Origin of the sequence: Micromonospora sp. CPCC 206171, from assembly GCF_036906755.1 — a bacterium.
Classification (GTDB): Bacteria; Actinomycetota; Actinomycetes; order Mycobacteriales; family Micromonosporaceae; genus Micromonospora; species Micromonospora purpureochromogenes.
In genome coordinates this window covers 6,523-33,417 of record NZ_JBAKHT010000012.1, presented here as the reverse complement: position 1 = coordinate 33,417, position 26,895 = coordinate 6,523, and the positions used below count along the sequence as shown (strand labels likewise).

17 protein-coding genes are annotated in these 26,895 nt (G+C 76.2%); all 17 read left to right on the top strand.

Features of this window, described 5'->3' with window-relative positions; all coding sequences use genetic code 11:
• Nucleotide 1: 1 nt before the first annotated feature.
• Genes V6U89_RS15810 through V6U89_RS15730 form a run of 17 tightly spaced genes read left to right on the top strand, consistent with a single transcriptional unit; the run spans nucleotide 2 to nucleotide 26,645 of the window.
• Complete coding sequence (locus V6U89_RS15810) at nucleotides 2-520, top strand: phage tail protein (RefSeq protein WP_088961863.1); 519 nt, start codon at nucleotides 2-4, stop codon at nucleotides 518-520.
• Nucleotides 517-1,218, top strand: a complete 702-nt coding sequence (locus V6U89_RS15805) for a hypothetical protein (protein ID WP_334571904.1) — start codon at nucleotides 517-519, stop codon at nucleotides 1,216-1,218. Before V6U89_RS15810 ends, V6U89_RS15805 begins: the two co-directional genes overlap by 4 nt.
• Entirely contained in the window at nucleotides 1,215-1,970 is a 756-nt protein-coding gene (locus V6U89_RS15800) for a hypothetical protein (protein ID WP_334571903.1), read from the top strand. Before V6U89_RS15805 ends, V6U89_RS15800 begins: the two co-directional genes overlap by 4 nt.
• On the top strand, nucleotides 1,967-3,253 hold the full coding sequence (locus tag V6U89_RS15795) for a DUF4255 domain-containing protein (RefSeq protein ID WP_334571901.1): 1,287 nt from the start codon (nucleotides 1,967-1,969) through the stop codon (nucleotides 3,251-3,253). The genes V6U89_RS15800 and V6U89_RS15795 overlap by 4 nt, the downstream gene beginning before the upstream one ends.
• Nucleotides 3,253-5,088 (top strand): ATP-binding protein, encoded by a 1,836-nt coding sequence (locus V6U89_RS15790; protein WP_334571899.1) that lies wholly within the window; start codon nucleotides 3,253-3,255, stop codon nucleotides 5,086-5,088. Before V6U89_RS15795 ends, V6U89_RS15790 begins: the two co-directional genes overlap by 1 nt.
• The gene (locus V6U89_RS15785) at nucleotides 5,085-5,327 is read left to right on the top strand and encodes a hypothetical protein (RefSeq protein WP_334571898.1); all 243 of its coding nucleotides are present in this window, start codon (nucleotides 5,085-5,087) and stop codon (nucleotides 5,325-5,327) included. The genes V6U89_RS15790 and V6U89_RS15785 overlap by 4 nt, the downstream gene beginning before the upstream one ends.
• On the top strand, nucleotides 5,324-12,856 hold the full coding sequence (locus V6U89_RS15780; protein ID WP_334571897.1) for an eCIS core domain-containing protein: 7,533 nt from the start codon (nucleotides 5,324-5,326) through the stop codon (nucleotides 12,854-12,856). The genes V6U89_RS15785 and V6U89_RS15780 overlap by 4 nt, the downstream gene beginning before the upstream one ends.
• Nucleotides 12,853-13,509, top strand: a complete 657-nt coding sequence (locus V6U89_RS15775) for a hypothetical protein (RefSeq protein WP_154936630.1) — start codon at nucleotides 12,853-12,855, stop codon at nucleotides 13,507-13,509. The genes V6U89_RS15780 and V6U89_RS15775 overlap by 4 nt, the downstream gene beginning before the upstream one ends.
• Nucleotides 13,506-13,934 (top strand): hypothetical protein, encoded by a 429-nt coding sequence (locus V6U89_RS15770; protein WP_334571896.1) that lies wholly within the window; start codon nucleotides 13,506-13,508, stop codon nucleotides 13,932-13,934. The genes V6U89_RS15775 and V6U89_RS15770 overlap by 4 nt, the downstream gene beginning before the upstream one ends.
• A complete protein-coding gene (locus tag V6U89_RS15765; RefSeq protein ID WP_334571895.1) occupies nucleotides 13,927-15,078 on the top strand; it encodes a hypothetical protein in 1,152 nt (383 codons plus the stop codon). The genes V6U89_RS15770 and V6U89_RS15765 overlap by 8 nt, the downstream gene beginning before the upstream one ends.
• Nucleotides 15,075-15,578: a phage baseplate assembly protein V gene (locus V6U89_RS15760; RefSeq protein WP_179805109.1), complete on the top strand. Its 504-nt coding sequence runs from the start codon at nucleotides 15,075-15,077 to the stop codon at nucleotides 15,576-15,578. Before V6U89_RS15765 ends, V6U89_RS15760 begins: the two co-directional genes overlap by 4 nt.
• Entirely contained in the window at nucleotides 15,578-15,922 is a 345-nt protein-coding gene (locus V6U89_RS15755; protein WP_088961873.1) for a hypothetical protein, read from the top strand. The genes V6U89_RS15760 and V6U89_RS15755 overlap by 1 nt, the downstream gene beginning before the upstream one ends.
• Nucleotides 15,919-16,281, top strand: a complete 363-nt coding sequence (locus V6U89_RS15750; RefSeq protein WP_334571893.1) for a GPW/gp25 family protein — start codon at nucleotides 15,919-15,921, stop codon at nucleotides 16,279-16,281. Before V6U89_RS15755 ends, V6U89_RS15750 begins: the two co-directional genes overlap by 4 nt.
• Entirely contained in the window at nucleotides 16,278-18,644 is a 2,367-nt protein-coding gene (locus tag V6U89_RS15745; protein ID WP_334571892.1) for a hypothetical protein, read from the top strand. Before V6U89_RS15750 ends, V6U89_RS15745 begins: the two co-directional genes overlap by 4 nt.
• On the top strand, nucleotides 18,641-21,097 hold the full coding sequence (locus V6U89_RS15740; RefSeq protein WP_334571891.1) for a putative baseplate assembly protein: 2,457 nt from the start codon (nucleotides 18,641-18,643) through the stop codon (nucleotides 21,095-21,097). Before V6U89_RS15745 ends, V6U89_RS15740 begins: the two co-directional genes overlap by 4 nt.
• On the top strand, nucleotides 21,094-23,217 hold the full coding sequence (locus tag V6U89_RS15735) for a phage tail protein (RefSeq protein ID WP_334571890.1): 2,124 nt from the start codon (nucleotides 21,094-21,096) through the stop codon (nucleotides 23,215-23,217). Before V6U89_RS15740 ends, V6U89_RS15735 begins: the two co-directional genes overlap by 4 nt.
• Entirely contained in the window at nucleotides 23,214-26,645 is a 3,432-nt protein-coding gene (locus tag V6U89_RS15730) for a DUF6519 domain-containing protein (RefSeq protein WP_334571889.1), read from the top strand. The genes V6U89_RS15735 and V6U89_RS15730 overlap by 4 nt, the downstream gene beginning before the upstream one ends.
• Nucleotides 26,646-26,895: the final 250 nt, after the last annotated feature.

The window sequence follows — 26,895 nt, the reverse complement described above, 5'->3', positions numbered from 1 at the left end:
CATGGTGCAGTTCGCCGTCAACCCGACCCGGTTCGACCCGTACAAGAACTTCAAGTTCCGGGTCAAGTGGGACGGCCGGTACGTGGCCGGGGTGAGCAAGGTCAGCGCCTTGAAGCGGACCACCGAGGTGGTCAAGCACCGCGACGGCGGCGACCCGTCCACCAGCCGCAAGTCGCCGGGGCGCAGCGAGTTCGAGGCGGTGACGCTGGAGCGCGGGCTGACCCACGACGCGGAGTTCGCCGCGTGGGCCGGGAAGATCTGGGCGCTGCACGCCGGGCTCGGCTCCGAGGTGTCGCTGGCCGACTTCCGCCGGGACATCACCATCGAGCTGCTCAACGAGGCCGGCCAGGTCGCCCAGTCGTACCGGCTGTTCCGGTGCTGGGTGTCGGAGTACCAGGCGCTGCCGGAGCTGGACGCCAACGCCAACGCGGTGGCGATCGAGCACATCAAGCTGGAGAACGAGGGCTGGGAGCGCGACGAGGCGGTCGCCGAGCCGGCCGAGCCCCGGCTCGGGTCGTGACCAGGGGGCGGCCGCTGACCGAGGCGGAGCTGGTCTCCGCCTGGGACCACGCGCTCGACCGGCCGGCGGCACACCGACCGCTGCTGCTGCTCGACCGCCCCGACGCCGAGCGGCTGCCGGTGGGCGCGGTGGCGGCCCTGCTGCTGCGGACCGCGGGGGACTGGACCGGTGGGCGGGTGGAGACCATCATGGACTGTCCGGCCTGCCCGGAGCGCCTCGAGGTCGGCTTCACCGTGGCCGAGCTGCTGGCCGCCGCGCCGCAACCGCCCACCGGTACGTTCACCCTCGACTGGCGGGGGCACCGGCTGACGCTGCGCCTGCCCACCCCGGCCGACCTGGCCGAAGCGGCACGCGCGGGTGACCTCGCGGCCGCCGAGCGCCGGCTGCTCCAGCGCTGCCTGGTCGCCGCCGAGCCGCCGGTGGCCGAGCCGGCCGAGCTGCTGCCCGCCGTGTCGGCGGCGATGGCCGAACGGGACCCACTCGGGGTGGTCGCCGTGGCGCTGACCTGCCCGGCCTGCGGCACCGGCACCGAGGCCCTGCTGGACCTCCCCGCCTGGGCGTGGCAGGCCGCCGACGCCCGGGTCCGGCGGCTGCTCGGCGAGGTGCACCGGCTGGCCCGCGCGTACGGCTGGTCGGAGGCGGAGGTGCTGGGCCTGGGCCCGCACCGCCGGGCCGCGTACCTGGAGCAGGTGCCATGACCGGCTACCTGGCCGCGCTGGCCGCGCTGGCCGTGGGCAGCGCGCACCGGCTCCGGCCGCGCACCCTCGGCCGGTTCGAACCCGAGCAGCCCGAGCCGGGCGGCGGCTTCGAGGCGTACGACATCGAGCGGGACGCTCCGTTCCCACCACGCCCCGCGACCCGTCCGGTGGCCGCGCCGCCGGCGTCGCCCAGCAGCCCGGCGTCCGCCGCCGCGCGGGCACCGGTGCCACCGGTCGGGCGGCCGGCGGCGGCCACCGCGCCGGCGGTCGAGCCGGTTCGGGCGGCCGTGCCGGCCGTCCCCGCCGCCCCGCCGCGCGAGGCGGCTCCGTCGCGTCCGGCCGCGCCCGAGCCGGTCACCCGGGAGGAGACGACCCGGGTGCTGCGGGAGGTCACCCTCGACCGGCTGGTGACCGGGCCCCCGCCGGCCGGGCCGGCGGAGCTGCCCCCGCCCGCCGCGCCGGCCCTGCCGCCGCAGCCGGCACCGCCCCCGGTCGCGCCGCCCGTGGTACGGCCCGCGCCGCCCGCCCCGCCGGCGCGCGTCGCACCGGTGACCCGGGCCGCCGTCCGGGCGCCGGAGCGGCCCACCGTGCACGTCCACATCGGCCGGATCGACGTCCGGCTCGCCCCCGGCCAGCGCCCGGTGACCGCCGCGGGGCCGCCAGTCCCGCCCGCCGCCCCGCCGCCCGTCGCCGAGCCGGGGCCGGCCCCCGAGCTGGAGGCCTACCTGCGCGACCCGGGAGGGCCACGATGAGCACCGCGTACGCCCTCGCCGCGGTCACCGCGGTGCTGCGCGGCCAGCTGATGGCCTACCTGCGCGCCACCGGCGCCTCCTCGGCCGTCGGCGGGGTCACCGTCTCCGCCGGCCCGCCCGACCGGGTGACCGTGGGCAACCAGGAGGGCAACCAGGTCAACCTGTTCCTGAACCGGGTCACCCGCAACCCGTCCTGGGCCAACCTCGGCCCGCCGCCGCGGGACGCGGCCGGCAGCGACGTCGCCGCGCCGCCGCTCGGCGTGGACCTGCACTACGTCGCGAGCGTCTACGGCCACGACCCGCTGACCAGCGAGATCCTGCTCGGGCACCTGCTGGCCATGCTGCACGAGACGCCGGTGCTCACCCGCACGGCGATCCGCCGGTCCCTCGCACCCGACCCGCCGGACCCGACCCTGCCCGCACCGGTCGCCGACTCCCGCCTCGCCGAGCAGTTCGAGCAGCTGCGGATCGCCACCACCAACAGCCCGGGCGGGGAGGAGACCTTCCGGCTCTGGTCGGCGTTCAGCGCGCCGTACCGGACCAGCGTCTTCTTCGACGTCTCGGTGGTGCTGATCGACCCGGTGCGCGGCGCGCGGGAACCGCTGCCGGTCCGCGCGGTCACCGCCGGCACCGTCGACGTCGCCGGGCCCGAGGTCGACCAGGTGCGGGCGGACGGCCCGACCGGCACCCCGGTCACCGCCGGGGCGACGCTGGTGGTCACCGGCCGCAACCTGTCCGGCCGGGACACCCGGATCCGGATCGGCGCGGCCGGCGCCAGCCCGGCGTCCGCCACCGCCGGGGAGCTGCGGGTGCCGCTGGCCGCCTTCGACCGGCCGGTGCCGGCCGGGATCTCCGGACTGGTCGTCACGCACGCCGTCGACCTCGGCGACCCGCCCAGCCCCCGGCCGGCGCTCAGCTCGGACGCGGTGCCGGTCACCTACCGCCCGCTGATCACCGTCGCGCCCGGCGACGTGGTGGTCGACTCCACCCGCACCGTCGACGGGGTGCCGCTGCGCACCGGCGCGGTCACCGTCACCGTCGACCCGCGCGTCGGCGCGACCCAGCAGGTCACCCTCTCGCTGACCGGCGGCGCCGGCACCGTGCTGCCCGCACCGCCCGGCAACGGCGTCGCGTCGGGCGCCGACAGCACCGACCGGATCCGCTTCGGCTTCCGGGACCTGCCCGCCGGCACGTACCTGGCCCGGCTCCGGGTGGACGGGGTGGACAGCCCGCTGACCGCCGACCCCGCCGGCCGGTACACCGGACCGTCGGTGGTCCTGTGATGCCCGCCCCACGCCCCGCCGCCCGCTGGCCCGCCCCGCCGGTCGCCGCCACCGCCGCCGACGGGCTGCCCGCCGAGGTGGACCGCATCCGGCTCCTGCTCAAGGGCGAACCGGCGGACCCGCCGCCCGCCGGCTGCCCCGCACTGGACCGGATCGCCGCCGGCTTCGGGCTCAGCGGGTTCGAACGCGACGTTTTGGTCGCCGCCGTCGCCGGGGAGCTCGGGCTGCTGGACCGTCCCCCCACCTTCGCCTGGTGCCTGGACACCCTGCCCGGTCCGCACTGGGACGCGCTCGCCGCCGACCGGCCGCTGCGCGCCGCCCGGCTGGTCGAGCTGGGTGACGGGCCGCTGCCGCACGCCCCGGTCCGCCCCGACGAGCGGATCCTGCACGAGGTACGCGGCGCCGGCCGGCTCGACGAGCGGCTCCGGCCGTACCTGGCGGACCTGCCCGCCGCACCGGCCACCCTGCCGGCGAGCCGGCGACGGGCCGCGACCCAGCTGGCCGAGGCGTGGCAGGCCGGCCGCCGCGCGCTGCGGATCTGCGGACCGGACCGGGCCGACCGGACCGACGTGGTCGCGCTGGCCGTCGCCACGGTGCGGCGTACCGGTCACCGGGTCGCCGCCGCCGACCTGCCCCGCGTCGTCACCGACCGGGACGCCTTCGCCCGGCTGTGGAACCGGGAGGTGGTGCTCGCCGACCCGGTCCTGCTGGTCGAGCTGGCCGGCGACGAGCCGCCCGAGCTGCTGACCACCGTGGAGTACCTGCTGGCCCGGATCATCGGCGACGTCCTGCTCTCCACCCCCCGGGCCGTGCCGCTGCACGGGGTCGGCGCCGGGCCGGTCGTGGACCGGCCGACCCGCGACGAGCAGCGGGAGCTGTGGCGGCGGGTGCTGCCCGGCCGCGCCGGCGGGCCGGCCGCCGCACTGGCCCGCGAGTTCGACCTGGCGCACAGCGACATCCTCGCCACCGCCGGACGGCCCGGCGCCGATCCGGTCACCGCCGCCCGGGACCTGGTCCGCGCCGGGGTACGCCGGGACCTCGACGGCCTCGCCGAGCGGATCGACGTCCGGGCCGGCTGGGACGACCTGGTGCTGCCCGCGCCGGCGCGTGAGCAGCTGCGCCAGCTCACCGCCGCCGCCGCGGGCCGGGTGCTGCTCGCCGAGCGGGGCTTCGGCCAGCGCACCGCCCGGGGGCTGGGCGTCACCGCGCTGTTCGCCGGGCCGAGCGGCACCGGCAAGACCCTCGCCGCCGAGGTGGTGGCCGGCGCGCTCGGCCTGGACCTGCACCGCATCGACCTGGCCACCGTGGTGAGCAAGTGGATCGGGGAGACCGAGAAGCAGCTGCGCCGGATCTTCGACGCCGCCGAACGCGGCGGCACCGTGCTGCTCTTCGACGAGGCCGACGCGCTGTTCGGCCGGCGCTCGGAGGTGAAGGACAGCCACGACCGGTACGCCAACATCGAGGTGTCGTACCTGCTGCAACGGATGGAGCAGTACCGGGGCGTGGCGGTGCTGACCACCAACATGCGCACCGCGATCGACCCGGCGTTCCTGCGCCGGCTGCGGGTGGTGGTCCCGTTCGGACACCCCGGCCCGGTCGAGCGGGCCGACCTGTGGCGGCGGGCCTTCCCGCCCGGGCTGGCCACCGACGGCCTCGACCTGGCCCGGCTCGCCGAGCTGGACCTCACCGGCGGGGACATCCACACCATCGCGCTGCGCGCCGCGCTCGTCGCGTCCGGCGACGGCGCCCCGGTCGGGATGCGACACGTCCTCGACGCGGTCGCCGCCGAGTACGCCAAGCACGACCGGCCCGCGGACCCGGGGCTGTGGACATGAACATCGAGGTGGACGTCCGCGAGCTGGTCCTCACCGGGGTCGAGGTGCCCGACCCGGCCGCGCTCGCGGCCGCCGTGACCGCGGCGTTGACCAGGCTCCTCACCGACCGGGGCCTGCCGCGGACCGCCCCCGCGCCCGGGCCGCTGCGCGCCCGCCCCGACGTCGACCTGCCGGCCGCGCTGGCCGAGGCGATCTGGGCCGGGCTGGGCCGCCCCGGACACCCGGAGCCGGGCCGATGACCGAGCGCGAGGCGGCGGTCCACGCCGCGCCGGCCCCGGACCGGGACGACGCCCCGGCGCGGGACGAGGCGCTGGCCGCGCTCACCAGTGACCTGGTCGGCCGGTGGGCTCCCGCGCTGGGCCTGCGGCCGGACGCCGTGCGGGTGCACCTCGGCGACGCCGGGCGCCGGGCCGGCAACCACGGCGCCCGGGGCCTGTTCGCCGACGGCGCGCTCTACCTGGCCCCCGGCTTCGACCCGCAACGGGCCGCCGGGCGGGCCCTGCTGGCCCACGAACTCGGGCACCTGGCGCAGGCGAGCGCGGCGCCCGGGGCGTACCCGGACCGGACCGACCCGGAGGCCGAGGCCCGGCAGCTCGCCGAGGCGGCCGCAGCCGGCCGGCCGCTGTGGGCGCCGGCGGCGCGGCTGCCCACCGGCGCGGTCGCCGCCGACACCGGCGCCGTCGGCACCGCCCCGTCGCCCCCGGCCAGCACGGCGGCGGCGAGCGAGACCGAGACCGGGCTGCTGGAGTCACAGCTCAGCGAGATCGTCGACCGACGCTACCGCGCGGAACGGGCCCGGCTGATCGACCTGCTCGACGGGTTGTGGGTCTCCGGCGACGACGTGCGGGGCTGCCTGCGGGTGCTCGACACGATGCCCTTCCTGGTCGCCCGCAACCTGGTGCACAGCCTGCCCGCGAACCGCCGCACCGACCTGGCCCGCAACCTCGACGACGACCACCACCGGCTCTACCCGGGCGCCGCCCTCGCCGCCCTCGGCGGCCAGACGCCCTACCTGCTGCGGGTCCTGGAAGCCGGCAACGTGCACGGGCTGAGCACCGAGGGGCTCGGCCCGGTCGAGCGGCGCACCGCGCTCAACGTGGTGCGCGCGCTGCGCGACAGCGTCCTGCGGGAACTCCTCAACGGCGACCGCAAGGTCTTCTTCCACGCGCTGGTGGCCGAGCGGACGCCGCGCGGCACCGACGCCGCCGCGCTGCGGGCGCAGCTCACCGCGCTCGGCGGGGTCGACGACGAGAGCCGGCGGCTGGACGCAGACGCCGACCTGCGGACGGTGTCGCGGCGGGCCGAGCGGCTGATCGGCGAGCACCGGGCCGCGGAGGCGCTGGACCTGCTCGCCGCGCTCGCCACCGCGCCGCCCACCGCCGGGGGCGCGGCCGCCACCGCGCCGAGCGGCGGCGCGGCCGGCGCGGGTACGGCCACCGCCGGCCCGCCGGAACCCGGTGCCCGGCTGCGCCACGTGGTGCGCCGGCTCGACGAGGGCGGCCGGCTCGACGTGCTCCTCGACGACCTGCCCTGGGCGGAGAAGCGGATCGGCGCGACCCTCGGCCCCCGGCTGCTCGTCGTCCTGGCCGCCCGGGAGGAGCACCAGAACCTGACCCGGATCGAGGGGCTGCTGTCGTACGGGGTATTCGACTGGGCGATCCGCGACCACGAGGCCCGCTTCGCGTACCTGCTGGTGCGCAGCCTGCCGCTGGCCGCGCAGGACCGGTGGCGGCGGCTGGAGCAGGGCCGGTGGTTCGCCCGGCTGGAGGAGAACATCCCGGCCGAGGACATCCTCGGCGGCCGGTACACCGGGGTGGGCAGCCTCGCCGAACCGCTCGACCCGGCCCGCCGCAGCGCCGGGCAGGTCGACGCCGGTCGGGTCGTCGAGGAGATCCACCGGGAGGTGCAGGGCGGGTTGGACGGGCCGCGGGCGGTCGCGCTGGTCCGCCGCCTGATCGGCCTCGACCAGCCCACCGGGGCGGTGACCGGCGCGGCGGCCGCCCGGGGCCGGGAGACCCTGCGCACCGCAGTCCACCGGCTCGACGCGCTGCGCGACCTGGACCGGATCCTCGACGCGCTGCCCGACGCCCACCTCACCCACGAGATGTGGCGGACCGAGGTGCTGGACCTGCTGGCCCTGCGGGACCCCGCCCACCTGGAGCGGCAGGCCCGCCAACTGCTCGCCGTCGGCCTGACCGACTGGGCGGTCAACCCGCGCGAGGCGTGGCTCGCCTTCCAGCTGGTGCGGAACCTGCCGGTGGCCGACCAGGCCCGGCTGGAGGCCGAGGACCCGGACCGCTGGGCCCGGATGCGCTCGGCGATGACCCCGGAGATGCGCGCCTCCCTGGCGGTCACCGCGATCTCCGGCCCGCGCCGGATCGAGGCCCGCGACCAGCTCCGCGACCGGCTGCGCGACGACCGGCTCTGGCGGGCGGACCGCGCCACCGAGCTGCGTTCGCTGATCGTCCAGCTGTACGCCCTCGACGACCGCCGCTGGGTGTTCCTGCGCTCCCGCGACGTCCGGGCCGACCAGGTCCCCGGCCTGCGCGAGCTGGTCGACCAGCTGCGGCTCTACCACGCCCGGCTGCGGCCCTCGTTCGAACCCGAGACGCTGCGCACGGACGACGCGCCCACCGTGGTCGGTGACCTGGCCCGACTGGTCGCGGTGGGGCTGAAGCTGCTCTTCCTCAGCCGGACCGGGCTGAGCTTGTTCACCCAGGAGGTCACCCTCCGCGAGTTCGACCTGCACGACGCGCAGTGGATCAGCGGTGACCTCGGTGGGGCCCGACTGAGTGACACCGACCGCGCGCACACCAACCAGCTGTCCGCGTCGGTCGACGCCCGGCAGGGCATCCTCCGCGTCCGGCTGCCCCGGCTGGAGCTCGACGGGTTCAACCGGACGTTCACCGGCAGCTCCCTGCGTACCGGCCGGGTCGTCCTCACCGGCCTGGACATCGTGGCCTCCTTCTCCGACCGGGGCTACGAGCGGCCGGTCGGCGCGCAGGCCGGGATGACCGGGCTCAGCGTCTCCGATGTGGTCTACGCCAGCGACTCGCTGCCGGGCGGGATCCTCGGGCTGACCCGTTTCGGCCTGTCCAGCCTGGCCTTCCGGGCCGGGGCGACCGGTCGGGAGGACGTCACCGAGCCCAGCCGGCGGGGCTGGATCGGTATCCCGCTGATCGACCCGCTGATCCACCTGCTGCACAACGTGATCTCGTTCTACGGCGGCCTGCCGTTCCTGTCGAAGATCAGCGACGCGCTGCTCGCCCCGTACACGGCCGGGGCGCCCTTCCTGGCCCGCCAGTTCGCCTCGCTGAGCGCCGGGGAGATCTTCACGCCGCTGGCCAACGCCACCATCGGCCTGCTCACCGACGGGGTGATGCGCCCGCCGCGCACGGTGGGGGAGCGGGCCACCGACGCCGCCGCCATGCTGCACTCGCTGCGGGTCAGCTTCGCCAGCGCCACCGCCGAGGGGCTCTCCTTCGCCGGGATGCAGCAGGTCGGCCGGATCGAGGTGGGCCGGACCCTGATCGGGCTGGGCAACAGCCTGCCGGCCCGGCTGCGCGCCGAGCAGGACTCGCTGCGGGAACGGCTCGGCCGGGCGACGGTCGCCGAACGGGCCGCGTTGCAGGACCGGCTGAGCCGGGTGACCCGGCAGGTGACCGAGCTGGAGCCGCTGGAGCGGGAGCTGCACCGGCTGGAGGCCCGGCACCGCTGGAACGCCGAGTCGCTGACCGAGCCCGAACGGCGTCGCCTGGTCGCGCTCTCGGACCAGCTCCGCCAGACGGCGGGCGGCACCCTGGACATCGGCGGGATCCGGGTGACCGGGCTGACCGGTCGGGTCGAGGCCGCCGGGCTGGAGATCGACCCGATCCACGTTGAGGGCTCCGCGCCCTCCCGATCGGGCGAGTACCTGCCCGACGACGAGCTGATCGCCCGGTTCCGTCGGGACCGCACCGCCCCGGACGCCGCCACCCTCGCCCGGGGCAGCACCGCGTCGGTCACCGCCGCCGGCGTACGACTGCTGCCCGGCGCGGACGGCCAGCCCGCGCTCCGGGTCACCGCCGCCGAGCTGCCCACCGGGGAGCAGGTCGCCGCCCAGCTCGGCGCGCTGCCCGACGAGCCGCAGTGGGCGGCCCGGCGCGCCGAGCTCACCCGCTGGCTGACCGACCTCGACCGGCTGCGCGTCCTGGCGGCGCGTCCCGCCGAGCCGGTGGACGCGGCGGGCCGGTACGTCCCGGGTCACCGCAGCGCGGCCGAGGAACGGGAGTTCCAGGAGCTGCGGGAACGGGCCCGGCGGTACTTCGGTCTGTCGGTCGGCGGGTTGACCGTCAGTGGGCTGAGCGCGGGCCTGGACCCGGCCACCCTGGGTGCCGAGATCCGGGTGGCCGAGGTGACCGCGACCGACGTCCGCAGCGGCGCGACCATCGTGGACCGGATCGAGGCCCACCGGCTGCGGGCCCGCGCCGACCTGGACGTCGCCGGCGGCGGCCTGCTCCCCGCCGAGCTGAGCGGCCCGGCCACCGAGGCCGGCCTGCCCACCGGCCGGGCCGCCGTGGGCTTCGGCGTCGGCGACCTCACCGTCACCGGGCTGTCCGGGCCGGGTACGACGGCCGGGCGGATCGCCTTCACCGCGCCCGCCCGTGCCGACGGCAGCCCGGGCGAGGCGATCCACGGCCGGGTGCTGCCGCAGGGCGACGACCTGCGCCTGCCCGACCTGGTCGTGGAACGCACCGAGCTGACCGGGGTCACCATGCGCTCGGCCACCCGCAGCCTCTACTCCCGGGGCAGCACCCTGATCGGCCGGATGAGCCTCGACGTGCTGGTCCGCACCGCGCCCGCCGCCACCGGCCGGCAGGTCCGGGGCGCGCTGATCCGCACCATGGTGATCGACCGGATCGACGCCGACCGGATCGGCATGGACGTCACGGACCCGGCGCCGGGCTACTCGGTGGAGGTCGTCAGCGGCGCGCTGGTCGGCGTCCGGGTGCAGGACCTGGAGCTGGACCTGTCCGGCGAGGAGCTGACCTACTCGGGCCGGCTGAGCATGCGCCAGCTCGACCAGCTCCGGTTCAGTGTGCTGTCCCGGGCGCTGCAGGGCGGCCCGACCACCATCACCGGCACGGTCGGCGGCCAGCCCGTCGGCCCGGCCGCCGCCGCCGTCACGGTGGACCTGATCCGGGCCGGCGCGCACCGCGTCGACCCGGCCACCGGCCGGATCCTCAGCGACCCCACGGACAGCCAGCAGATCACCCTCAGCGGGGTCACCCTCGCCGACACCACCCTGCGCACCCCCGACGGCTCGGTCACCGTCCGCCGGGCCGGGCTGGGCGGCCGGATCGTCACCGAGCAGGCCGGCGGGCTGCGGTTCGAGGACATCGGCCCGTCCCGGATCGAACTGTCCGGCATCGACTGGCGGGCCGGCGACGGCCGGATCGTCTCCCACGGCCCCACCGTGCTGGACGGTCTCACCGTCACCGGGCGCTGGGACAGCGCCCCGGAACGGACCGGTCCCGACGGGCAGGTCCGGCCGCCCGGCGACGCCGAACTGCTCGTCGAGCGCCTGCACATCGACCGGATCACCAGCCGGGACCTGCGCTACCGCAGCGGCGTGCTGGACATCGGCCTGGGCCGCCCGGTACCCACCCCGGCCGGGCAGCCGAACCTGCCACCACTGGAGATCCTCGACGTGAACGTGCGCGGCCTGCGCTGGTCGCGGGCGGCGGGACTGGTCGCCGGCCGGATCACCGCCGGCGCCACCCGGCTGGAGATCGCCGGGCGGGTCGACGCGGCGCTGCGGGTCGACGCCGCCCTGTCGGCCGCCCAGATCACCCTGGCCTTCGGCCGCGGCGGCCACGTCGAGGCCCGGGTCACCGGCGCGGAAGGGCACCTGGGCACCGGCCCGACGCCCGGCGAGCACACCCAGCACGTCCAGTTCGAGGGCCTGGACACCGGACTGGTCAGCATTCGCCCGGACGGGATTGACATCGGCGCCAACGGCGGCCCCGGACTGCGGCTGGCGACCGTCTCGGTGGACGCGCTCAACTGGCAGGGTCAGTCCCTCGGCCTGCGCATCCGGCCGGGCGAGGGCGCCATCACCCTGCTCGACATCCGGGCGCGGGCCCGGATCGACCTGCACCCGCCGGGCACGCCCGGCGGCCGGTTCCGCCGGCTGCTGCTGCGCGAGCTGGTGGTCGGGCAGACCCGGGCCAGCGGGCTGCTGGTCGACCTCGGCGACGGCACCACCATCCGGCTGGCCACCGACCGGGAGACGGTCCTCGGCGAGCTGCGGCTGCGCCCCACCCCGCCGCTGGACGGCTTCCTGGTCGAACCGACCCACACCGCGCAGGGCATGCGGATCATGGGCGGGCTGGACCTGGGCGCGATCAGCGCACCCCGGGTCGGCTTCGACATCGGCACCTTCCTCTCCGGCGGCACCGCCGACTTCGGCGCGGCGGGGTTGGCCGTGGACTTCCTCGACCACGGCGGCCTGCGGCTCAACCTGCGCCAGCCCACCCTCACCGCGATCCGGGCCCAGGTCACCGCCGACGCCCGGCGGGAGCTGCGCCTGCTCGGCGCCCCCGCCGGCCGGCCGGAGTACGGGCTGCGGTTCACCGCCATCGGCTACGAGCAGGGCGGGGCCGGCCTCGGTCCGAGCGGGTCGCCACCCGCCACCGTCACCGCCACCGGCGGCGAGATCAGCGGCCTGACCTTCGTCGACCACGGCATCGGCCTGTACGTGTTCGTGCAGCGTGGACTGCTCGGCGACCTCACCCACGAGATCACCTCCGGCGCCGGCGAGCTGCCCTCGCTGGACATCCGCGACGCCACCTTCGCGCTCGACCTCGGCATGCTGCTGGGCGGCGGGCCGAGCCCGACCCCCGCCCCGACCACCAGCCAGCAGCGCCGCCGGGAGATGGCCGCGGCCTGGGACGGGCTGCTGCGCGTGCTGAACACCTACCACCTGGGCGAGGTTCTCGACAGCCTCAACGGCCGGCTGGACTTCGACGTGGTGCACTCCGGGTTCGTCTGGGGCGAGCGGACCTGGGAGGCCCGGCTGGCCTTCCACGACGGGGCGCTGGACTACCGGCGGATGACGGGCGCGCTGCCGTGGTGGACACCGGGCCGGTTCACCATGGAGGGCGAGGAACTCGTCTACCGGGTGACCCTGCCCGCCGTGGCAGACCCGTCCGGGCTCGGCCCGCAGGAGCCGAACACCGTCGACCTGCTGCGCTGGCGGCTGCCCACCGGCGAGGTCCGGCCGGCCCGGGACGAGCACCTGATCCGGTTGAACCGGTTGCTGCGGCCCACCCCGGAGTCCCGGGACGAACTGCTGCACACCATCGCCGACGTCCAGAGCGACCAACCGTCCCCGCCCGGACGGCTGGCGATCCGCAACATCGACGCCGACCTGTCGGTCAACAACCCCCGGGAGATCGCCCTTCCGCTCGGCGGCGCCAACGAGATCGTCCTGGCCCCCGACGCCCTGCTCGGCCTGCGGATCGGTGGCGGGGTCAGCCGGGCGGCCGACGGCAGCGACCAGCCGGGGGCGCTGCGGCCCATCTCCCTGAGCAGCGTGACCGTGGCACGGGTGAACCTGCTCTTCACCGGCCTGGGCCTGCAGACCGGCCAGATCCGGGTGACCGACCTGACCAACTGCTCGCTGACCTTCGACGGGCTCAACCCCCGGCAGTTGCAGGGGCGGATCAGCCGGGCCGTCGCGGAGCGGATCCGCTGGCGCCGACCCTCGACAGGAGGCACCCCGTGACCAGTCCGCTCAGCCCCCGCCTGCTCCGCGCCGGCCTGGTGGTCCTCGACCCGGACAGCGGCCGGACCCGGCGGGTGATCACCCTGCAGTACAACCCGGACGCGCTGACCCGGGGCTTCCAGCTCAAGACCGGCGGCGCCGAGGGCGGCGCGAAGGGTGAGGCGCTGCGGATCACCGGACCGCCGGTGCAGACGCTCACCCTGGAGGCCGAGCTGGACGCCGCCGACCAGCTCGCCGAACCGCGGTCCAACGCCGACGCGGTGGAGCTCGGCCTGACCGCGCAGCTGGCCGCCCTGGAGTCGCTGGCCTATCCGAGCCTGACCGCCGTGCAGGACGCCGCGGCGCTGCTGGCCGCCGGAACGCTGGAGGTGGTGCCGCCACCGGCGCCGCTGGTGCTGCTGGCCTTCGGGCGGCGCCGGCTCTGGCCGGTACGGATCACCGAGCTGACCATCACCGAGGAGGCGTTCGACCCGATGCTGAACCCCATCCGCGCGAAGATCCGGCTGGGCCTGCGGGTGCTGACGGTCAACGACGTCGGCACCGCCGGCCGGGCCGGTGGCCTCGCCATGGCCGCCCACCAGCAACTCGAACAGCTCGCCGGCCGGGCGCGTGGCGGCCGGCTGACCGACCTCGGAATCGACCGGCTGCCGTGACCGCGCCACAGCCGCCCGAGACCGACCCGGCCCTGGTCGCCGCCCGCAGCCGGGTCGCCGAGACGCTGCTCGCCGCGACCGGCGGGAGCACCGCCGGCGTACCGGGGGCGGGCACGATCGCGCCGGAGAGCCGGTACGCCACGACGGGCACCGCGGTGACCGTGGACCCGGACACCGGGCAGGAGGTCGTCCACCTGCGTCGCCGGTTCGTTCCGCCCGCCGAGCGGCTCGCCACCGCCGGCTGGGAGCAGGTGGCCGACGGCGACCGGGTCGACCTGCTGGCCGCCCGTACGGTCGGCGACCCGACCGCGTTCTGGCAGCTCTGCGACGCCAACGGCGCGTTCGACCCGGCCGAGCTGGAGCAGCCGGGCCGGGTGGTCCGGGTCGCGCTGCCCGAGGGGTTCCCCGGAGCCGGCCATGCCTAGGGGAGTGCGGCTGCAACTGCTGGTCGGACCGCTGACCTTCGGGCCCGCCCCGTACGAGCTCGTCGAGGCCCTGCAGGAGGCGCAGGTGACCCAGAACGCCGGCCAGCGCTCCGGCTTCCAGTTGCGGTTCGCCCTCGGCCGGGGCTCGCTGGTGGAGCGGATGCTCGCCGACGGCAGCCTCGACCCGCCGACCCGGGTGCTGCTGGTCCTGCACCTGGACGGCCGCCCGCAGGTGCTCTCCGACGGCGTGGTGACCCGCCACGACGTGGCCCGCAGCAACGAGGCCGGCGCGTCGACGCTGACCCTGACCGGGGTCGACGTCAGCCAGATGATGGACCTGATCGACCTGTCGGGCCTGCCCATGCCGATGCCCGCCGAGGCGCGGGTGCTCACCCTGCTGGCGCCGTTCGCCGCGTACGGCGTGGTGCCGATGCTGGTGCCCAGCGTGCTGGTGTTCGCCCCGAACCCGGTCCAGCGGGTCCCGGCCGTGCGCGGCACCACGTTCGCGTACGTGTCGCAGCTGGCCGACGAGGTCGGTTACACCTTCCACGTGGAGCCGGGTCCCACGCCCGGGATGAACATCGCGTACTGGGGGCCGGAGGTCCGGGCCGGGCGGGCGCAGCCGGCGCTGACCGTCAACTCCGACGCCTTCTCCAACGTGGAGTCGCTCTCCTTCTCGTTCGACGGGGTGCAGAAGACCGTCTACCTGCTCACCGCGTTCCCGGAGCAGGTCCGGGTGCCGATCCCGTTGCCGGTGCCGGACGTCAGCCCGCTGAATCCGCCGCTGGGCCGCAAGATCCCGATCCCGCTGTCGTACCGGCGGATGAACATCGGCCGGGCGGACCCGAGCCGTACCGACGACGCCACCGCACGGATGGACGTGGTGCAGACCCTCGCCCGGGGCCTGGCCCGCGCCGCCCAGTCGGCGAACGTGATCACTGGCTCGGGCTCGCTGGACGTGCTGCGCTACGGCCGCCTGCTGCAGTGCCGCCGGCTGGTCGGGGTGCGCGGCGCCGGCCGCGCCTACGACGGCGAGTACGTGGTGAAGAGCGTCACCACCACGGTCAAGGCCGGCGAGGTCAAGCAGCGGTTCAACCTCAGCCGCAACGCCCAGCTCTCCACCTCGGGAAGGGTCGACGTATGACCAGGTACTACGGCAAGTATCGCGGCACGGTGGTCAACCACATCGACCCCTTGCAGCAGGGCCGGATCCAGGTGACCGTCCCCGACGTCACGCTGCCGCCGTCCACCTGGGCGATGCCCTGCTTCCCGCTGGCCGGCATCCAGTCCGGCATGTACGCGGTGCCGCTGCCCGGCACCGGGGTCTGGGTGGAGTTCGAGCAGGGCGACTCCGACCATCCCATCTGGACCGGCTGCTGGTACGGCTCCAAGGCGGAGATCCCGGCCCTGGTGTCCGCCGCCCCGCCACCCACCCCGCCGATCGTGCTGCAGACGCCCGGGCAGGCCACGGTGATGGTCTCCGACGCCCCGGGGCCGGCGGGCGGCATCCTGCTCAAGACGCTCACCGGGGCGATGATCTCGATAAATGACACCGGGATCGTCATCTCCAACGGCAAGGGCGCCTCGATCACCCTGGTCGGGCCGACCGTGGCCGTCAACCAGACCGCGCTGACGGTGACCTGATGCCCGGCCCGCTGCTGCACGTCGGCGCCGTGCTCTCCTGCCCGCACGCCGGGCCGGTCACCCCGCAGACCGGCAACTCCCGGGTGCTGGTGGGCGGCCTGCCGGTGGTGACCGCCGCCGACGCGTACCCGGTGACCGGCTGCCCGTTCCAGGTGCCGGTCGGCGCGGGCACCAAACCTCAGCCCTGCGTCCGGATCCAGTGGACCACCCCGGCGGCGCGGGTGCTGGTCAACGGCCAGCCGGCGATGCTCGCCGTCAGCGTCGGGCTGGGCGTGAGCGCCGAGGGCATCCCGCAGGGGCCACCGACGGTGGCCGGCTTCCAGATCAGGGCGGTGGCGTCGTGACCTACCCGGCCTTTCCGTGGCGTCCCGACAACCGGGGCCGCTCCGGGCTGGCGAGCCCGCAGCGGCACGTCGCCGACCTGGTCGAGGCGGTGCTGTTCACCTCGCCCGGTGAGCGGGTGAACCGGCCGGACTTCGGCGCCGGCCTGGGCCAGCTCCTCTTCGCCCCGGTCGACGAGGCGGTGGTCGGCGCGGCCGAATTGCAGGCGCGCAGCGCGTTGCAGCGCTGGCTCGGCGAGCTGATCGAGGTCGACGACGTCCGGGTCGACCTGGCGGAGGCCACGGTCCGGGTGCACGTCGGCTACCGGCTGCGCGCCACCGGGCGGGCGGCCGAGGTCGCCATCGTGAGGGGGAGCAGATGACCGTGCGGTGCACCGACGACGAGCGCCGGGCCGAGGTGGCACGTCCGGGCAGCGGGTTCAACGGCATCGACTGGGTCGAGGTGGACGCGGCCGACCAGAAGCTGCTGCGGGTGGGGTTCCTGCATCCGCTGCCGGGCCAGCCCGACGGGGTGCCCACCGGCGCCGCGCTGGCCGCCGGCAACGTGGTCGTCGAGGGCGGGGTGCGGATCACCGGCGTACGGGTGGTCAGCGTCTCCGCCGCCGGCGCGGAGCTGACCGTCCGGGTGGACCGGGCCGGCGACTTCTCCCCGTACACGCTGCGGCTGGTGCGCTCGGCGGTGGACGACCGGGTGCCGGCCGGCTTCGACCCGGTGCTGGCCGAGGCGACGTTCTCCTTCAAGGCGAACTGCCCGAGCGACCTGGACCCGGCCCCGGCGGCCCCGGCCGGGCCGGCGCCCCGCCCGGCCGGCGCGCCGGCCGACTACCTCGCCAAGGACTATGCGGGGTTCCGGCGGCTGATGCTGGACCGGCTGGCGGCCCTGCCCGGCTGGGCGGAACGCAACCCGGCCGACCCACTGATCACCGTGGTGGAGGCGCTGGCGCACGTCGCCGACCGGCTCTCCTACCGGCAGGACGCCGCCGGCACCGAGGCGTACCTGGGCACCGCCCGCAGCCGGATCTCGGTCCGCCGGCACGCCCGGCTGCTCGACTACGCCGTGCACGACGGCTGCGCCGCCCGCGCCTGGCTCAGCGTGCGGGTCACCGCCGGTTCGGACGCCGAGACCCAGGGCATCCCGGCGGGCACCCCGGTCCTGGCCGCCGACCGGGCCACCCCGGCGGTGCCGGCCGCCGACGCGGTGGCGCTGCTGGCCGGCGGCGCCACCGGGTTCGAGACGCTGACCGCCCTCACCCCGCGGGCCAGCCGCAACGAGATCGCCCTGCACGTCTGGGGCGGCCGGGACTGCTGCCTGCCCGCCGGCGCGGTCGGGGCGACCCTGCTCGACCAGCCGGCCACCGGCCTGGCCCCCGGCGACCTGCTGCTGCTGGAGGAGGTGGTCTCGCCGGAGACCGGGCGTCGGGCGGACGCCGACCCGACGCGGCGGCAGGTGGTCCGGCTGACCTCGGTACGCCCCGGCACCGACCCGGTGGCGCGGGTGAACGTGCTGGAGGTCGGGTGGAGCGCCGCCGACCGGCTGGCCTTCCCGCTCACCGTGACCGCCCCGGTGGCCGGCTCCGGCACCGACCACCTGGTCACCTGCGCGGTCGCCCGGGCCAACGTGGTGGCCGCCCAGCACGCCATCGGGGTACGCGGCCAGCTCCCGCCCGCCGAGGAGACCCGCTGGCGGCCGCTGCTGACCGCCGAGCCGGTGGCCGCCGCCACCCCGTTCGCGGCCGACACGCCGGCCAGCCAGGCGCTGACCCAGGACCCGCGCGCCGCGCTGCCGCTGATCCGGCTGGAGACCACCGAGGGCAGTTGGCGGCCCCGGCGGGACCTGCTCAACGCCGACCGGTTCGACCAGGGGTTCGTGCCCGAACGCGAGGGCGACGGCCGGGTCGTCCTGCGCTTCGGCGACGACGTGTCCGGTCGCCGCCCACCGGCCGGCACGGTGTTCGAGGTGACCTGGTGGCGCGGCGGCGGCGCGGCCGGCAACCTCGGCCACGACGCCCTGACCACCCTGGTCACGGACCGCTCCGGCGTGCTGGCCGTGACCAACCCGCTGCCCGCCGTCGGCGGCACCGACCCGGAGGACATCGAGCACGCCCGCCAGCACGCCCCGGTCGCCTTCGGAACCCAGGAACGGGCGGTGACCACCACGGACTGGGTGGCCGCGGCGCTGCGCCTGCCGGAGGTGGACAACGCCACCGCACGGATCCGCTGGACCGGTTCCTGGTGGACGGTGTTCCTCACCCTCGACCTGCGCGGCGGGCAGCGGCTGGCCGGCGAGCCCGGGCTGGCCGGGCGGCTGGACCGGTTCCGCGTGGCCGGGTACGACCTGCAACTGCGCGACCCGGTCGACCTGCCGGTCGAGCTGCGGCTGTGGGTGTGCGTCACGCCCGGGGCGTTCCGCTCCGACGTGCGGCGGGCCCTGCTGGACCTCTTCTCGACCCGGGACCTGCCCGACGGGAGCCGGGGCTTCTTCCACCCGGACCGGTTCAGCTTCGGCACGCCGCTGTACCTCAGCCAGCTGCTCGCCGCCGCCGTCACCGTCCCGGGCGTCACCGACGTACGGGTCACCGAGCTGCACCCGGTCGGGGTGGCGCCCGGCGGCGAGCTGACCGCGCGGGTGCTGCGCGCGGGCGACACCGAGGTGATCCGCCTCGACAACGATCCCAGCGTGCCCGAGCACGGCATCCTGCACCTCGACCTGGTGGGTGGACTGTGACGACACGAGCGGGCCGTGGGCCCAACCCGCCCGGCCGGGCCGGCGTGAGCTACCGGCTGGGCCGGCAGGCGGACTTCGCCGCCGACATGCTCGCCCGGCTCGGGGCCCGCCCCGAGCTGGCCGGGCTGACCACCCGCGAGGTCGACGACCCGGCCGTGGCCCTGCTGCACGCCTGGGCGACCACCCTGGACGTGCTCGCCTTCTATCAGGAGCGGATCGCCAACGAGGGCTTCCTCGGCACCGCCACCGAGCGCGGCTCGGTGCTGATGCTGGCCCGGGCCATCGGGTACGAGCTGCGGCCCGGTGTCGCCGCCACGACCTGGTTGTCGTTCACCGTCACCGCCACCCCCGGCGCGCCGGACGGGGTGCCGATCCCGGCGGGCAGCCAGGCGCAGAGCGTCCCCGGCCCCGGCGAGCTGCCGCAGGTGTTCGAGACCGTCGAGCCGCTGGTCGCCCGGCCGGAGCTCAACGCGGTGGGACTGCGGGTCACCGAGCCCCGGCCGCCCCGCCCCGGCGACGAGACGCTGACACTGGCCGGCGCCGACACCGTCCTGCCGGCCGGCAGCGTGCTGCTGGTGCTCGGCCCGGACTGGTTCGACGTGCGGCGGGTCCGGGCCGCCACGGCGGTGCTGCCCGCGCCGCAGGCCGGCGGGGACGGCCGGCAGGTGGTGCCCGCGTACACGGTGGTGACGCTGGACGCGCCGCTGACCGCGCAGGTGCTCCCGGTCGAGCTGCGCCCCCGGGTCACCGGGGTGCAGGTGCACCTGCTCGCGCAGCGGGCCGCGCTGTTCGGCTTCAACGCCCAGCCGTGGTCGGCGCTGCCGGTGGCGCTGCGGGTCGGCGAGCTGAACCCGGGCACCAGCCAGGTGCTGCCCGGCGCGTACGCCGCCCGCAAGGACAGCTGGGCGGACGCCCCGCTCGCCGCCGCGGACCGCCACCTGCACCTGGACCAGTCGTACCCGGCGATCCTGGCCGGGTCCTGGGTGGTGCTCGAGACCGCCGGGGCGGCGCAGGTGCGCTGGGTCAGCGGAGTGGCCGAGGTGCCGGTGGCGGACTTCGGCATCACCGCCCGGACCAGCCGGATCACCGTCACGGGCGGCGACTCGGACACGTTCTCCCGACGGAGCACCACCGTGCTCGCCGACAGCCGGCAGCTCCCCGTGGCCCCGCGACCGGAGACCGCCCCGCTGGCGACGGTGGCCACCCTGGAGCTGGCCCGCCCGACGCCCGGCCTGGAACCCGGCCGCCGGCTGGTGCTCACCGGCGTCGACCCGACCGGCGCGGCGGTCTCCGAGGTGGTCACCGTGCTGCGGGTACGCGGCCCGTCCACGGTGGATCTGGACAGCACGATCGCCCACACCTACCGCCGCGACAGCGTGCGGCTGCTCGGCAACGTGGCGAAGGCGACGCACGGCGAGAGCCGGGCCGAGGTGCTCGGCGCCGGCGACGCCCGGCAGGCGTTCCAGCGCTTCACCCTCCGGCACGCGCCACTGACCCACGTACCTGCCGCCACCGCCAGCGGGGCGCGCACCACCCTGGCCGTCTGGGTGGACGGGGTCCGCTGGCAGGAGGTCCCCGCGCTGCTCGGCCAGGCGCCCACCGCCCGGGTCTACACCGTCCGCCGGGCCGACGACGGCACCGTCACCGTCACCTTCGGCGACGGCCGCACCGGCGCACGGTTGCCCACCGGGCAGGACAACGTGGTGGCCACCTACCGGTCCGGCATCGGCCGGCCGGCCGACCTGGCGGCGGGACGGCTGACCATTCCGCTGTCCCGCCCGCTGGGCCTGATGGAGGTCACCAACCCGGTCCCGGCGGCTGGCGCCGACGACCCGGAGAACGTGGGCCGGGCGCGGCGCAACGCGCCGCTGGCGGTGCGTACCCTCGGCCGGGTCGTCTCCCTCGACGATCACGCGGACTTCGCGCGGGCCTTCGCCGGCGTCGGGAAGGCCCGCGCCGACCTGGTCTGGGACGGCGAGCGGCAGATCGTCCTGCTCACCGTCGCCGGGCCGGACGGCGCGGCGATCCCGGACGGCGCGCCGCTGCGCACGGACCTGCTCCGCGCGCTGGACGCCGCCCGGCAACCCGCCGTGCCGGTCCGGATCCTCGGCCACCGCCGCCGCCGGGTCGCGGTGACCGCCCGGCTGCTGGTCGCCCCCGGGCACCGCTTCGTCGCGGTCGCCGCCGCCGCCCGCGCGGCCCTGGTCGCCGGCCTGTCCTTCGACGCCCGCGACTACGCCCAACCGGTACGCGCCAGCGAGGTGCAGGCCCTGCTGCACCGGGTGCCCGGGGTGGCCGGCGTGGTGCTGGAACTCCTGCACGACGCGGAGCTGCCCCCGGGCCGGGCGGACGTGATCGTGGCCGCGCCGGCCCGCCGCGCCGGCGACCTGCTGCTCCCCGCCGACCTGCTCACCGCGGACGCCGGCGACGTCACCCTGCTGGAGGCATCGTGAGGACCGAGGAGATCTGGGGGTTGCTGCCCGCCGCGCTGCGCAGCGAGGACGAGGCCGCCGGGGGCGTGCTGCGCGCCCTGGTCGAGGTGATGGCCGAGCAGGCCGACCTGCTCGGCGCCGACGTCGACCAGCTCTCCGACGACTGGTTCGTGGAGACCTGCGCCGAGTGGGTGGTGCCCTACCTGGGCGAGCTGGTGGGCGCGGGCCGGCTGCATCCGCTGCCCGACGCGGCCGCCTTCTCCGACCGGGCCCGGGTGGCCGACACCATCCGGTTCCGGCGCCGCAAGGGCACCGCCGCCGCGCTGGAGGAGCTGACCCGGGCGAACACCGGCTGGAGCACCGCCGCCGTCGAGTTCTTCGAGCGGCTGGTGATCACCCAGCACGTCAACCACCCGAAGACCGCGCCGGCCACCGCGGCGATCCGGGACGCCGGGCCGCTGGAACTGGTCGGCGGTCCGTTCGAACCGGTCTGCCGCACGGTCGACGTGCGGGCGATGGGCGCCGGCACGGGCAGGCCGAACATCCCCAACATCGGCATGTACGTGTGGCCGCTGCCGTCGTACCGGCTGGACCGGGCCACCGCCGCCCCGGCGGCCGACCCGCCGGACGGCCGGTGGTGGATCGAGCCGGTCGGAGTGGGCCGGCAGCTGACCGGCCCGACCGTGACCGAGCCGGACATCGACCACCGTGCCGACGAGGCGAACGTGCCCGGCCCGTTGCGCCGCCGCCCGCTGCGCGACGAGCTGGCCGCGCTGGGCTCCACCGCGCCGCCCGCGTCGGAGGAGCTGCGCTGGTTCCGCGAGGACGACCCCTCCTTCGTGGTGTGGATCCAGCCGACCGCGGCGGACGAGTTGCGCCCCGTACCCCTGGAACACCTGCGGATCTGCGACCTGACCGGGTGGGAGCTGCCCACCGGCAGCCTGGTCCGGGTCGACCCGGTGCTCGGCCGGGTCACCGTCGCCGCCGGGCGGCCGGTGCACCGCCTGGCCCTCTCCTGGTGGTACGCGTTCAGCGCCGACGTCGGCGCCGGCCCGTACCCCCGTCGGGGTGACCTCGGCGCGGCCGACGGCCCGGTGGACTGGCAGCTCGGGGTGAGCGCGACGGAGCCGCCCCGCGCGGGTGAGGTGGTCGCCTCGCTCGGCGAGGCCGTCACCGCCTGGCACGACTGGCAGGCGGCCCATCCCGGCACCGCCGGCCGGATCGTGCTGCTGGACAGCCACCGCTACGCCGAGACCGTCGCGGTGCGCGTCGGGCAGGGCAGCCGGCTCATCCTGCTGGCCGCCCAGTGGCCCCGGCCGCCGGACCGGCCCCGCCGGCAGACCGACCTGGACCCGGTCGGCGTGCGGCCCTGCCTGCTGGGCGGGCTGGCGGTCACCGGCGCCGGCGCGGGGGACCGCCCCGGCGAGCTGGTCGTCGACGGCCTGCTGGTGGCCGGCCCGGTGACGGTGGCCGCGCCGTCCGCCGGCGGCCCGGGGCTGGGACGGCTGGAGCTGCGGCACTGCACGGTCGGGCCCGGCGCGACCGGGCTGACCGTGGCGGCCGGCAACGAGCGGGTCGAGGTGGCGCTGCACCGGTGCGTCACCGGGTCGCTGGCCGTCGGCGACGGCCCGCTCACCGTCACCGACACCCTGGTGCACGGCGGGATCGGCGCCGCGGACGCCGAGGTCGAGCTGGCCGGCGTCACCGTGCTCGGCGCGACCGGCGCGCGGGTGCTGACCGCGACCGACTGCCTGCTCGACGGGGTGGTCACGGTGGCCCGCCGGCAGCAGGGGTACGTGCGGTTCAGCTACCTGCGGCCCGGCTCGGTGACCCCGCGCCGCTACCGCTGCCAGCCGGACCTGGCCGTGCAGGCCCACCCCGGCGACCCGGACGTGGCCACCCGGGTGGGTCCGGCCTTCGCCAGCACCCGGTACGGCGACGCGACGTACGGCCGGCTCGCCGAGACCGCCGCCGCCGAGCTGCGCACCGGCGCGGAGTCCGGTGCAGAGATGGGCGCGTTTCGGCGCGCGCTCACCCCGCAACGCCTCAACAACCTGGCCCTCGCCCTGCGGGAGCACCTGCCGCTGGGGCGGGTGGCATCTCCCTTGCCCGTGCTGCCGACCGGAGGAACCACACCATGAAGGGCGACATCAGCCGCTCGACGTTCGACCAGCGGCGGCACGCGACGAGCGTGCGCAAACAGCAGGGCCGGGTGGACCTGGACGCGGACTGGAACGAGCAGCAGGACATCCAGGCGCACCTGCGGGCGACCGCGCTGACCGATCTGGTCGGCCCGGCCGGCGCGCCGCTGGCCAACGGGGCCTTCGCGCTGACCGGGGGCGGCGGCGACCTGAAGCTGTCGGCCGGCCGCTACTACCTCGACGGGGTGCTCTGCGAGAACGACGCGCAGGTCTCCGTCTTCGCCCAGCCCGACCTGCCGGCCGGCCCGTTCGTGCGCAAGCTCGACGGCACCTGGCTGGCCGCCGGCGCGGCCGTCCCCGCCGGGGTCTACGTGGCCTGGCTCCAGGCCTGGTCGCAGCACATCACCGCCATCGAGGACGCGAGCCTGCGCGAGGTGGCCCTGGGCGGCCCGGACACCGCCACCCGACTGCGCACCGTCTGGCAGGTCCGGCTGGTGCAGGCCGGCCCGCCGAGCACCCCGGTGGGGTGCGCCGACACCCCGCCCGGCTGGGCGGAGCTGACCGCCGCCTCGACCGGCACCCTCGCGGTCCGCGCCGATCCCACCGGCGCTCCGGGCGGCGACTGCGTCATCCCGACCGGTTCCCCGTACACCGGCCTGGACAACCAGTGCTACCGGGTGGAGATCCTCGCCGGCGGCGCTCCCGGCGGGGCGACCTACGTGTGGTCCCGCGACAACGGCTCCACGGTCGCGACCTGGGAGAGCATCGACGTCGACGTGCTCACGGTGAAGGTGCCCGGCCGCGACGGCAGCGCGGGCTTCGCCAACGGGTCCTGGGTGGAGCTGACCGACGACACCCGGGAGCAGAACGCGACGCCGGGCACGCTGGTGCAGGTCGACCGGGTGGAGGGCGACCGGATCGTGATCCGCCCGGCCACCGCCACCGGCAGCCTGAACCGGGCCGACTTCCCCCGGCGGCCACGGGTGCGCCGCTGGGACGGCCGGGGCACCGTCCCCACCGGCGGCGCCGAGCTGGACCTGGAGCTCGGCATCAAGATCCGCTTCGGCGCGGCGGGCAGTTACCGGACGGGGGACTGGTGGTCCTTCCCCGCCCGCTCGGCGGTGCACGACGTCCAGTGGCCGAGGACCGGCACGACGCCGGTGCCGCAGACCCCGCACGGCCCCCGCCGGGCCCACGGCCGGCTGGGCGTCCTCGGGTACGACGGCAGCCAGTGGAGCGTGCTGCGCGACTGCCGCCCGGTCTTCGCCCCGCTGACCGGGCAGGTGACCCTGAGCCTGCTCGGCGGGGACGGCCAGGAGGCGGTGCCGGTGCCGAACAGCCCGGCGACGCTGGTGCCGCTCGGCCACGACCTGGTGGCGGGTGTCTCCACGGGCGGCCAACCGGTCGCCAAGGCGCGCGTGCGGTTCACCGTCAGCACCGGCCAGGGGAAGCTGACCGCCGGCGCGACCACCGCGAGCACGGTCACCGTGGAGACCGGTACGGACGGTCGGGCCCGCTGCGCCTGGCAGCTCGACTCGGGCACCGCCACCCAGGCGGTCACCGCCCAGCTCCTCGACGAGGCGATGCAGCCGGCCCACCTGCCGCTCACCTTCACCGCAAGCCTCTCCCGCGCCGACCGGGTGTCGTACGACCCGACCGGGCGGCCGTCGCTGGCCGGGGCGACCACCGTCCAGGCCGCCATCAACCAGCTCGCCGCGGCCAGCACCGGCGGCTGGGCGACGCTGACGCTGCGGCCGGGCATCGACTGGGTGCAGGCGTTGAACACCCTGCCCGCCGGGGACGCGCTGATCTGCTTCGCGCCCGGGCTCTACACCAGCAACACGCCGGTGACCTTCAGCAACCGGGCGAACATCCGGCTGCTCGGCAGCGGGCCGGCGAGCCGGATCCAGGTGCAGGGCCACGAGTACGCCCTGCTCTTCGCCAACTGCGGCTCGGTGTCGGTGTCGCACCTGTTCGTGGAGACCCCGGGGCCGGCCGACAGTTCGGGGCGGCTCGGTCCGGTCAGCGCGATCAACTGCACGGAGGTGACCGTCGAGCACGTCCGGCTGGCCGGGGTCGCCGGCGCCGCGCCGCGCAGCACCTGCCTCACCGTGCGCAACGACCAGGGCACCCCGCCCGGGCGGGTCCGGGTGCTCGACTCGGACTTCCTGATCGGTCACGGCCAGCAGGGCGTGCTCCTGGTCAACCCGGACCACGCCGTCGTCACCCGCTGCCGGTTCAGCACCCCGCCCCGACCGCTCTCGCTGACCCTTCAGGAGCTGGTCAAGGACGAGAAGTTCCGCGGCGAGCTGGCCACCCAGCTGGTCGGCCGGCTGGCGTTGGACCGGGCGGACCGGCTGGAACGCGGCGACTTCAACACCGTGGTCCGGGTCGGGCAGTGGGGCGTGCGGATGAACTCGACGGTGCCGGAGAGCGAGTGGAAGACCCTGGCCGCCCTGCACCCGCCGACGCCGGAGGACCTGCACTCGGACCAGAGCGCCGGGGCGTACCTGCACCGGCTGGCGGACCTGGCCGCCGCGGACCCGGGCCGGCTGCCCAGCTACAAGCGGCAGCTCACCTCGCTCAAGGGCCGCCTCGGCGACGCCGCCGGGCGGATCTTCGACACCGACGAGGGTCGCAAGGCGCTGCGGGACTACCTGGTCGGCGAGGGCGTCAACGTGCGCAGGGCCGACGACATCGCCCGGGACCGACGGGACGTCGCCCTGCCGGCGCCCGGAGCCAGCCTGCGCTTCGACTCCACCCTGGCCCAGGGCGCCTGGGAGGCGGCGCTGGCCGCGTCACCGCCGTCGCGCCCGGTGCAGACGCCGTCGGCGGCGGCCAAGCACCTGCGCTCGGTCGCCGACCGGATCCTGCTGGAGCCGGCGTTCGGCGACCGGTACGCCGCCGGTTACCGCAAGGAACTGGCGGCCGCGGCCGAGGCGTCGATCGGGGCCTGTGGGGTGGTGATCGGCGGCGGCACGGCCGTCGGTGACGTCGAGGTCTCCGACTGCCGCTTCGACCAGGTGGCCGAGGGTGTCCACATCGGGGTGTCGTACCACCCCGGTCCGCCCATCCAGGGCCGGACGATCCGGGTGACCGGCAACGACATCCACCTGGTCAAGGCCTGGTGGCGGGGGGAGGGCACGATCCGCGGCATCAAGATCGGCAGCATGCGCCACGTCTTCGTCTCGGACAACCGGATCTCCGTCTCGGGCGGCACCGGCCTGGGGATCTGGGCGTTCGCGGCCGGGGGGCCGATCCTGGCGGTGCGGGACAACCTGGTGCAGAACTGCAACCCCGGCATCATGGTCAACCCGCTCTGGTCGGGCGCCCCGGCGAAGCGCCTCTGGTCGGTGACCGACAACGTGTCGATGGACGGCCTGATCCGGGTCGAGGGCGGTGCGCGGAACGCGGGCAACGTGAGCTGAGCTGTCACATGGGTGACTGCGTGGGCTTCCGCGCCGCCCTACGCTTTCGGTGACTGCCACTTAGCACGGTTGCGGATTGCGGATGTGGTCTAGGGGTTCAAGTCCTCTGGTAGTCGCTCAACAAAGGCAAGGCGGGTCCTCACGGGCCCGCCTTGTCTGCGTGTGCGCCCCGTCCCGTCGTGTAAAGAATTCTTGACACGCCTGGCCGCCGGGGCATACCGTTCGGGTGTCAAGAATTCTTTACACACCC